This is a genomic window from Xanthomonas sp. SHU 199 (assembly GCF_000364665.1).
Lineage (GTDB): Bacteria > Pseudomonadota > Gammaproteobacteria > Xanthomonadales > Xanthomonadaceae > Xanthomonas_A > Xanthomonas_A sontii.
This window is the reverse complement of record NZ_AQOI01000261.1, coordinates 1-8,524: the sequence shown is the minus strand read 5'-3', so window position 1 is coordinate 8,524 and position 8,524 is coordinate 1. Positions and strand designations below refer to the sequence as shown.

Annotated in this window: 7 protein-coding genes; 2 read left to right on the top strand and 5 right to left on the bottom strand. The window is 70.7% G+C overall.

Annotation, left to right across the window (positions count from 1 at the left end):
* Window positions 1-63: 63 nt before the first annotated feature.
* Genes D183_RS0110090 through D183_RS0110080 form a run of 3 tightly spaced genes read right to left on the bottom strand, consistent with a single transcriptional unit; the run spans window position 64 to window position 1,799 of the window.
* Window positions 64-684 carry a YceI family protein gene (locus tag D183_RS0110090; protein WP_017908882.1) on the bottom strand — a complete coding sequence of 207 codons (621 nt, stop codon included), beginning with the start codon at window positions 682-684 and terminating at the stop codon, window positions 64-66.
* Entirely contained in the window at window positions 675-1,151 is a 477-nt protein-coding gene (locus D183_RS0110085; protein ID WP_010340932.1) for a SixA phosphatase family protein, read from the bottom strand. Before D183_RS0110085 ends, D183_RS0110090 begins: the two co-directional genes overlap by 10 nt.
* A 15-nt stretch (window positions 1,152-1,166) precedes the next feature.
* Window positions 1,167-1,799, bottom strand: coding sequence for a ParA family protein (locus D183_RS0110080; protein WP_017908880.1), 633 nt, complete (start codon window positions 1,797-1,799; stop codon window positions 1,167-1,169).
* Window positions 1,800-1,926: 127 nt separating this feature from the next.
* Here D183_RS0110080 and D183_RS0110075 point away from each other — a divergent pair, with 127 nt between their 5' ends.
* Entirely contained in the window at window positions 1,927-3,420 is a 1,494-nt protein-coding gene (locus tag D183_RS0110075) for an AAA family ATPase (RefSeq protein ID WP_017908879.1), read from the top strand.
* A 218-nt stretch (window positions 3,421-3,638) separates the two neighbouring features.
* Here the strand turns inward: D183_RS0110075 and D183_RS0110070 are convergent, their stop codons facing one another.
* Both D183_RS0110070 and D183_RS0110065 read right to left on the bottom strand, forming a co-directional pair.
* The gene (locus D183_RS0110070; protein ID WP_017908878.1) at window positions 3,639-4,553 is read right to left on the bottom strand and encodes an AEC family transporter; all 915 of its coding nucleotides are present in this window, start codon (window positions 4,551-4,553) and stop codon (window positions 3,639-3,641) included.
* 213 nt (window positions 4,554-4,766) lie between these two features.
* Window positions 4,767-5,378, bottom strand: a complete 612-nt coding sequence (locus D183_RS0110065; RefSeq protein ID WP_017908877.1) for a tetratricopeptide repeat protein — start codon at window positions 5,376-5,378, stop codon at window positions 4,767-4,769.
* Between the two features lie 190 nt (window positions 5,379-5,568).
* Between D183_RS0110065 and D183_RS0110060 the strand changes: the two genes are divergently transcribed.
* On the top strand, window positions 5,569-8,524 hold a 2,956-nt coding region (locus D183_RS0110060), incomplete at its 3' end, for an indolepyruvate ferredoxin oxidoreductase family protein (protein WP_017908876.1).

Genomic DNA, 8,524 nt, shown 5'->3' with positions numbered 1-8,524 from the left:
GGCTCGCGCAGCCGCTGCCGAGCAGCAGCGCCACCACCACCAGCACCCGCATCAATTTCGATATCACCGAGTGGCCGCCTCGGTCAGGCGTGCGCGCAGCACGAAGGTGACCCGGTCGCTCAAGGCCAGATCCCACTTGTCCATTCCGTAACGTCCACGCAATACCGTACCGCGGCTGATGACGTCGCAATCATAGCCTGCGCGGGTGCATGCGGCCGGCATGACGGTCAGCGTCTCGGCGTGGCTGACCCCGCGGATGCTCAGGATGCCGGGGATCGGCCCGCCCTTGCCCAGCACCTGCGGCGAGAACGGCTGCGAGTCGAAGGACACGGTGGGGTAGCGCGGCGCGTCGAAGAAATCCTCGCCGCGCATCCAGCCGGTGTAGCGCGGCTTGCCGGGGATTTCCACGTAGGCGGTGAACAGGCGCAGGTGCACCTGATGGCGGCCGTCGGGCAGCACGTGCACGGTGCCCTCGTAGCGCGGGAAGAAGCCTTCGATGCGCTGGCCGAAGCGGGTGCGGATCTCGAACCCGAAGCGCGACTGCGCCGGGTCCAGGGCGTATTCGCCGGGCGCCAGCAAGGCCGGCGTCACCTGCGCGTGGCCGACGGCGCACCACAGACACAACGGCAGCAGCGCGGCGCACAGCGCCGGCCGCAGGAACCTGCGCAGCGGGCTCAGGGCCACCAGAACGCGGTCAAGCGCGCCACGCCCGGCTCGATCGCCGCGTCGTGCGGGACCCCGAGCACGGCGACGCTGGCGGTGGGCATGCCGCGGTAGTCGCCGGACTGGCCGCTGTGCATCAGCGCCGCCAGCCGCTCCAGGCCCGGGTTGTGGCCGACCAGCAACAGCCGCTCGACGTCGCGGTGGCCGTCCAGCAGATCGGCCAGGGTGCCCGAGGTCGCCTCGTAGATGCGCGGCTCCAGGCGCTGCTCGACGTAGCCGGTCAGCTCCAGCACCGCCTCCAGGGTTTCGCGCGCGCGCCGCGCCGGCGAACACAGCACCCGGTCCGGCACCAGCCGCTGCTCCAGCAGCCAGCGCCCGGCGGCTTCGGCCTCGGCCAGGCCGTGCGGCGACAGCGGCCGGTCGAAATCGGCCTGGCCGGTGTCGGCCGGTTCGGCGTGGGCATGGCGCAGCAGGATCACTTCTCGCAAAACGATGGTCATCGGTCAGGCCTTCTTGAGCCACTTGAGCAACGGTTCCCAGTCCTGCTGGTGGTCGCGGACCTGGACGGAGTGGTAATCGAACAGGCTGCGGCCCAGCCCCACCAGCACCACGTAGGCCTGGCTGTCGCGCAGTTGCGCCACCACCGGGTAGGGCCATTCGCCCAGCATCTGCAGCGCCTGCTGGGTGGCATTGGTCCAGGGTTTGCTGCGGTTGAGCACCAGCCCGACCGGCAGCTTGCGCTGGTGCACCCGCGGCACCTTGGCGAGGGTGTTGAGGAAGCCGACGGTGGCCTCGATGTCCAGCGCCGAGGGCATCACCGGCACCACCACCGCGTCGGCCTCGTCGAGGAAGTGGGTCAGGTCCTCGGCCATGGCGCCGGCGGCGGCGTCGACGATCACCCGCTGCGCGTCGTCGGGCAGCGCCGCGCGCCAGCTGCGCTTGCGGCTGGCGTCGATCGGCAGCACCGCGCTGTCCAGCCCGGCACGGCGTTCGGCCCAGCGGGTCGAGGAGCCCTGCGGATCGGCATCGGCCAGCACCGTGCGCTTGCCTGCCAGCGCGTAGGACGCCGCCAGGTGCGTGGCGACCGTGGTCTTGCCCACGCCGCCCTTGGAGCCGGCCACCAGGATCGTCTTCATGCACGCCTCGCTTCCGGGGGAAGAAGCCGGAGCGTACACCGGCCCTACGTCAGCCGGTAGTCAACGCGCAGCACGCCGCCAGCCGCCGGGCTTGCTATCGTGGCGGCCCCCTTCGCCTTCCGATGCCATGAGCGAGCTGCAGGACCTGGTCGCGCTGATCCGCGCCAACACGCCCCTGATCGTGATCGAGACGCAGGAGGAGGCGCGCATCGTCGACCTGTTCCGGCAGGCCTTGATGCAGGTCTGGCGCGCCCTGCACCGCTGGTCGATCACCGAGGGCCTGCGCCGCATCGACCTGGACCGCGAGGACCCGCCGAGCGGGCCGCCGGACGCCAGCGCGGTGCTGCAGGCGATCAAGCAGGCCGATCAGCGCGGCATCTACCTGCTGCTCGACGTCACCCCGTACCTGGGCTACGCCAGCCACCAGCGGCTGCTGCGCGACATCGTCGAGCGCCGCCACTGCCAGCCGCACGTGCTGGTGCTGATCGGCACGCGGATCGAGCTGCCGGCCGAGCTGGAAGCGCTGGCGACCCGCTTCAATCCGCGCCTGCCCGACGCCAACGCCCTGCTGAAGATGGTGCAGGAGGAGGCGCTGGGCTACGCGCGCGAGTTCGGCGGACGCCGGGTGGAGGTCGACGGCGATGCGGTCAAGCAGATCCTGCGCAATCTGCGCGGGCTCAGCCTGATCGACGCGCGGCGCATCGCCCGGCAACTGATCTACGCCGACGGCGCGCTCACCGCATCCGATCTGCCGCAACTTGCCAAGCTCAAGTTCGAACTGCTCAACCGCAGCGGCCACCTGCAGTACGACAACGATGCCACGCGCTTCGAGGACGTGGCCGGTGCGCGCCGGCTCAAGCAATGGATCGCACAGCGCCGCGCGGTGTTCGCCGGCACCGCGCCGCCGGGGCTGGACCCGCCCAAGGGCGTGCTGCTGCTCGGCGTGCAGGGCTGCGGCAAGTCGATGCTGGCCAAGGCCACCGCGGCGGGGTTCGGCGTGCCGCTGCTGCGCCTGGACATGGGCGCGCTGTACGCCAAGTACCACGGCGAGACCGAGAAGAACCTGCGCGACGCGCTGGCCGCGGTCGAGCAACTGGCGCCGTGCGTGCTGTGGATGGACGAGATCGAGAAAGGCCTGGCCAGCGGCGGCGAGGACGGCGGCGTATCGCGGCGCGTGCTCGGCACGCTGCTGACCTGGATGGCCGAACGCGGCAGCGCCGACGGCAGCACCGCGGTGTTCATCGTCGCCACCGCCAACCAGGTGCACGAGCTGCCGGCGGAACTGCTGCGCAAGGGCCGCTTCGACGAGATCTTCTTCGTCGACCTGCCCGACCCGCAGACGCGCGTGGAGCTGTTGCGCCTGCACCTGACGCGGCGGCAGCTGCATGCGGACGCGTTCGCGCTGCCGGCCTTGGCTGCCGCCGCCGACGGGTTCTCCGGTGCCGAGATCGAGCAGGCGATCGTCTCCGGGTTGTATGCCGCGCACGCCGAACAGCGGCCGCTGGACACCGAGCTGCTGATGCAGGAGATCCGCACTACCCGACCGCTGTCGGTGCTGATGGCCGAACAGGTGCAGGCGCTGCGCAGCTGGGCCAGCGGACGGACGGTGCCGGCGGATTAGCGGCGGGCGGTTGCTGAGATCAGGGGATGCCGCTGTGCGAGGCTGCGCCCGACCCTCACCCCAACCCCTCTCCCGGGGGGAGAGGGGCTTACGCTTCTCCTTCTCCCGTCGGGACCACGGCCCCCTTTTTGGGGGAAGGTGCCCCGCAGGGGCGGATGAGGGTACGACGCGCACGCCATCCCACACCCGCCAATCCAGGCACCGCCCACGGCGCAGGCTCAACGCAACGCCCCCAACAACCACGCCCACGCCGGCAAGGTGACCAGCGACAGCAGAATCCCGTAGCCGACCAGGGCCGCGGCCAGGCGCGGGGCCAGGCGATGCGAGATCGCCAGCAGCGCGGCGGTGATCATGGTCGGCATTGCCGATTCCAGTACGTTGGCCTGCAGCGCCTGCCCGCGCAGGCCCAGCGCCCACGACAGCGGCCAGGCCAGAGCCGGCAGCACCAGCAGCTTCAACAGCAGGCCGGCGGCCAGCGGCGCCAGTTCCTCGCGCGGCAAGCGCAACTGGATCGAGAATCCCACCGCCAGCATCACCAGCGGCAGCATCGCATCGGCCAGGTGCTGCAGGCCGGAGGCGATCCACGCCGGCGGCTGCGCCGGCATCAGGGTCAGCGCGAACAGCAGCGCCCACAGCGGCGGGAACCGCGCCATGCGCAACAACGTCTGCCGCGGCGATGGCGGCGCCTCGCCGCTGTAGCGCGCCAGCACGTACAGGCCGAAGCTGGACAGCAGCACGAAGGTGCCGAACTGGTCGTAGACCACCGCATACGGCAAGGCCGCCTCGCCGAGCAGCGCGCGCACCATCGGGTAGCCGATGAAGCTGGAATTGCCCAGCGCCACGCACAGCAGCAGCACCGCCTGCTGATCCCGGCGCAGCCGCAACGGCCGGCGCAAGCCCAGCATCGCCAGCGCGCTCACGCCGGTCAGCAGCCACGGCGTCAGCATCAATCCGAGCAGTTCCAGATTGAACTGCAGGCGCGGCACGTAGATCAGCACCGAGGCAGGCAGGCACAGGTACAGCACCACCCCGTTGAGCACCTCGGTGGTGTTGGCCGGCAGGACGCGCTGACGCGCGAACAGCTTGCCGAGCGCCAGCATGACCAACATCAGGGCGAACGCATCGAAAGCCATCGGCACAGCACGAAATCAGCGGGTACACGGCATCATCGCATGGCATGCGCACGCAGGCCGTCGAGGCACCGCGCGACCGAAGCCGTGCCTAGCCCGCGCTCAACCGCGAGCCGGCACGCCGCGCAGGAGCGACACCACCGTGCGCTGTGCGACCGCACACGACCGGCACCACCGATGGCGCCGGTCGTGTCGCGCTTTCTGGACCCGCGTGCCTCAGGGCCAGGCCGGCGGCGCGGCCTTCCAGGCGGCCTGCACTTCGGCCAGGGTCGCGCGCTCGTCGTCGCGCCAGGCCGGCAGCAACGCCGCGAAATCGGCGGTGGCGCCCCACTTGTCCGGCCAGGTGCGTGCCGCCGCGGCGTACCACTTCACGGCCTCGTCCTTGCGCTGCAGGCGCCACAACGCCAGCGCCAGGGTCGGCGGCAGCCAGTCCGGCGCCGCCGGGCGGCCGTTGACCAGTGCGCTCCACTGCGCCAGCGCGCGCGCCGGATCACCTGCGCGCAGCAGGTCCCAGCCATAGTTCCACTGCACCTGGCGCCGCTGCACGCCGGCGGGCAGCCCGTGCAACGCGGCCTGATACAGCTGTTCGCCCAGTTCCTGGCGGCCGCCGGCCATGGCGATGCCGGCCAGCTGCGCGCGCGCCTCGTTGGCGTTGGGATCGCGCTGCACGGCACTGGCCAGACGATCCACCAGGGCCTCGCCGCTGCCGGCGATGGCGGTGACCGGACGGGTGGTGCCGCGGTCTTCGTCGAAGTAGAACTCTTTCGGTGCCGGCAATGCCTGCGCCCGCACGCTGGCCGCGGTGGCCAGGCCGATGCAGGCCAGCATCGCGGCCACTGCGTATGTGTATGCCTTCACTGCTGCAATCCCCTGGAGTGATCCCCTCACCCGGGTCCCATCCTACCCCGCCACGGCCGGCGTGGACGAGAACGGGTGCAAAAATCGCCGCTGATACAATCGGGGCGATCGCGCGCGGCAGGCGCTGCGCGCCCGCCAGCCTTCCATTTCCGGGCAAGCCATGAACCGCATCGCCGATCCGCGTCCGTCGTCCTCCCTCGCCGCAGCGGCCGCCGACGGCGTGGACACCCGCTATACGCTGGAAGACAAGTACACCCGCACCGATGGCCGCATCTATCTGTCCGGGGTGCAGGCGCTGGTGCGGCTGCCATTGATGCAGCAACTGCGCGACCGCGCCGCCGGGCTGAACACCGGCGGCTTCGTCAGCGGCTACCGCGGCAGCCCGCTGGGCGGTTTCGACCTGGAACTGTGGCGCGCACGCAAGCATCTGGACGCGGCCAACGTGGTGTTCAAGCCCGGACTCAACGAAGACCTGGGCGCGACCATGGTCTGGGGCACGCAGCAGACCAACCTGTTCCCCGGCGCGCGCGTGGATGGCGTGTATGCCATGTGGTACGGCAAGGGCCCGGGCGTGGACCGCTGCGGCGACGTGTTCAAGCACGGCAACGCCGCCGGCACCTCGCGCCATGGCGGCGTGCTGGCGCTGGCCGCCGACGACCACGCGTGCCGCAGCTCGACCCTGCCGCACGGCTCGGAAGACGAGTTCGTCAGCGCGATGATGCCGGTGCTCAATCCGGCCGGGGTGCAGGACATCCTCGACATGGGCCTGCTCGGCTGGGCGATGAGCCGCTACACGGGGCGCTGGATCGGCTTCAAGACCATCGCCGAGACGGTGGAATCCTCGGCCTCGGTGCAGGTGGATCCGTTCGCGCGGCAGATCGTGCTGCCGGAGGATTTCGACCTGCCGCCGGGCGGCCTCAACATCCGCTGGCCGGATCCGCCGCTGGACCAGGAAATGCGCCTGCATCGCTACGCGGTGCGCGCGGCGCAGGCCTTCGCCCGCGCCAACGGCATCGACCGCACGGTGATGGATGCGCCGCAGGCGCGGCTGGGCATCGTCACCACCGGCAAGAGCTACCTGGACGTGCTGCAGGCACTGGAATACCTGGGCCTGGACGCGGACGCCTGCGCGCGCATCGGCATCCGCGTGTACAAGGTCGGCATGACCTGGCCGCTGGAGCCGCTGGGCATCGCCGCGTTCGCGCGCGGGCTGCAGGACATCGTCGTGGTGGAGGAGAAGAAAGCCTTCATCGAGCGGCAGATGAAGGAACAGTTCTACAACTGGCCGGCCAGCGCCGGCCCGCGCCCGAGCATCGTCGGCAAGTACGACGAGGCCGGCGAATGGATCCTGCCGTCCACCGGCGAACTGACCCCGGCCACCATCGCCGGGGTGATCGGCCGGCGCATCCTGCGCCTGCCGCAGTCGGCCGCGGTGAACACCGACTCGATCGAACAGCGGCTACGCTGGATGGAAGCCAAGGAAGCCGAGATGGCGCTGCCCCGCGCCAACTTCCCGCGCGTGCCGCACTATTGCTCCGGCTGCCCGCACAACACCTCCACGGTGGTGCCGGAAGGCTCGCGCGCGCTCGGCGGCATCGGCTGCCACTACATGGTGACGTGGATGGACCGCGCCACCGACACCTTCACCCACATGGGCGGCGAAGGCGTCACCTGGGCCGGGCAGGCACCGTTCACCGACACCCCGCACGTGTTCCAGAACCTGGGCGACGGCACCTATTTCCACAGCGGCTCGCTGGCGATCCGCCAGTCGATCGCCGCCGGCGTCAACATCACCTACAAGATCCTCTACAACGACGCGGTGGCGATGACCGGCGGACAGCCGGTGGACGGCACCCTCAGCGTGCCCGACATCGCCCGGCAGATGCGTGCCGAAGGCGTGCACACCATCGCCCTGGTCAGCGACGACATCGGCAAGTGGACGCGACGCCGCGAGCTGTTCCCCAGCGACGTGGAGTTCCACGACCGCAGCGAGCTGGACGCGGTGCAGCGGCGGCTGCGCGAGGTCAAGGGCACCAGCGTGCTGATCTACGACCAGACCTGCGCCACCGAGAAGCGGCGCCGGCGCAAGCGCGGCAAGCTGCCCGATCCGCCCAAGCGCGTGCTGGTCAACTCGCTGGTCTGCGAAGGCTGCGGCGACTGCGGCGAGAAGAGCTTCTGCGTGTCGGTGCTGCCGAAGGAGACCGAATACGGGCGCAAGCGCCAGATCGATCAGTCCAGCTGCAACAAGGACTACTCCTGCGTGTCCGGGTTCTGCCCCAGTTTCGTGACCGTGCACGGCGGGCAGCCGCGCAAGGGCCGCAAGGCCGACGCCGCGGCGCTGCTGGAGCAATTGCCGGCACCGACCTTTCGCAGCGACCTGAGCCAGCCCTGGAACATCCTCATCACCGGTGTCGGCGGCACCGGCGTGGTCACCATCGGCGCGCTGCTGGGCATGGCCGGACACCTGGAGGGCAAGGGCGCCAGCGTGCTCGACCAGACCGGCCTGGCGCAGAAGGGCGGCGCGGTCACCACGCATATCCGCATTGCGCGCCAGCCCGAAGATCTGCACGCGGTGCGCATCGCCGCCGGCGAGGCCGACCTGGTGCTGGGGTGCGACATGGTGGTGGTCAACGACTACTGGGCGCTGTCCAAGGTGCGCGGCGATCGCTCGCAGGTGGTGCTGAACAGCTACGAGGCGATGCCGGGCACCTTCACCACGCACCCGGACATGCAGTTCCCGGCCGCCGAGATCATTGCCGGCGTGCGCCTGGCGCTGGGCGGGCGCGATCCGCTGTTGCTCGACGCCACCCAGCTGGCCACCGCCCTGCTCGGCGACGCCATCGCCAGCAACCTGTTCATGCTCGGCTACGCCTGGCAGCAGGGCCTTGTGCCCTTGTCGCACGCGGCGCTGATGCGCGCGATCGAACTCAACGGCGCAGCGGTGGCGATGAACCAGCAGGCCTTCGCCTGGGGCCGCCTGGCGGCGCTGGACCTGCCGGCGGTGCGACGCGCGGCGGGCCTCGCCGATCCGGCCGCGGACGAACGCGAACGCCAGGCGCCGGGGCTGCAGCAGCTGCCACCCGGCGAGTGGGAAGGCCACGAGGCCGGCGCCAGCG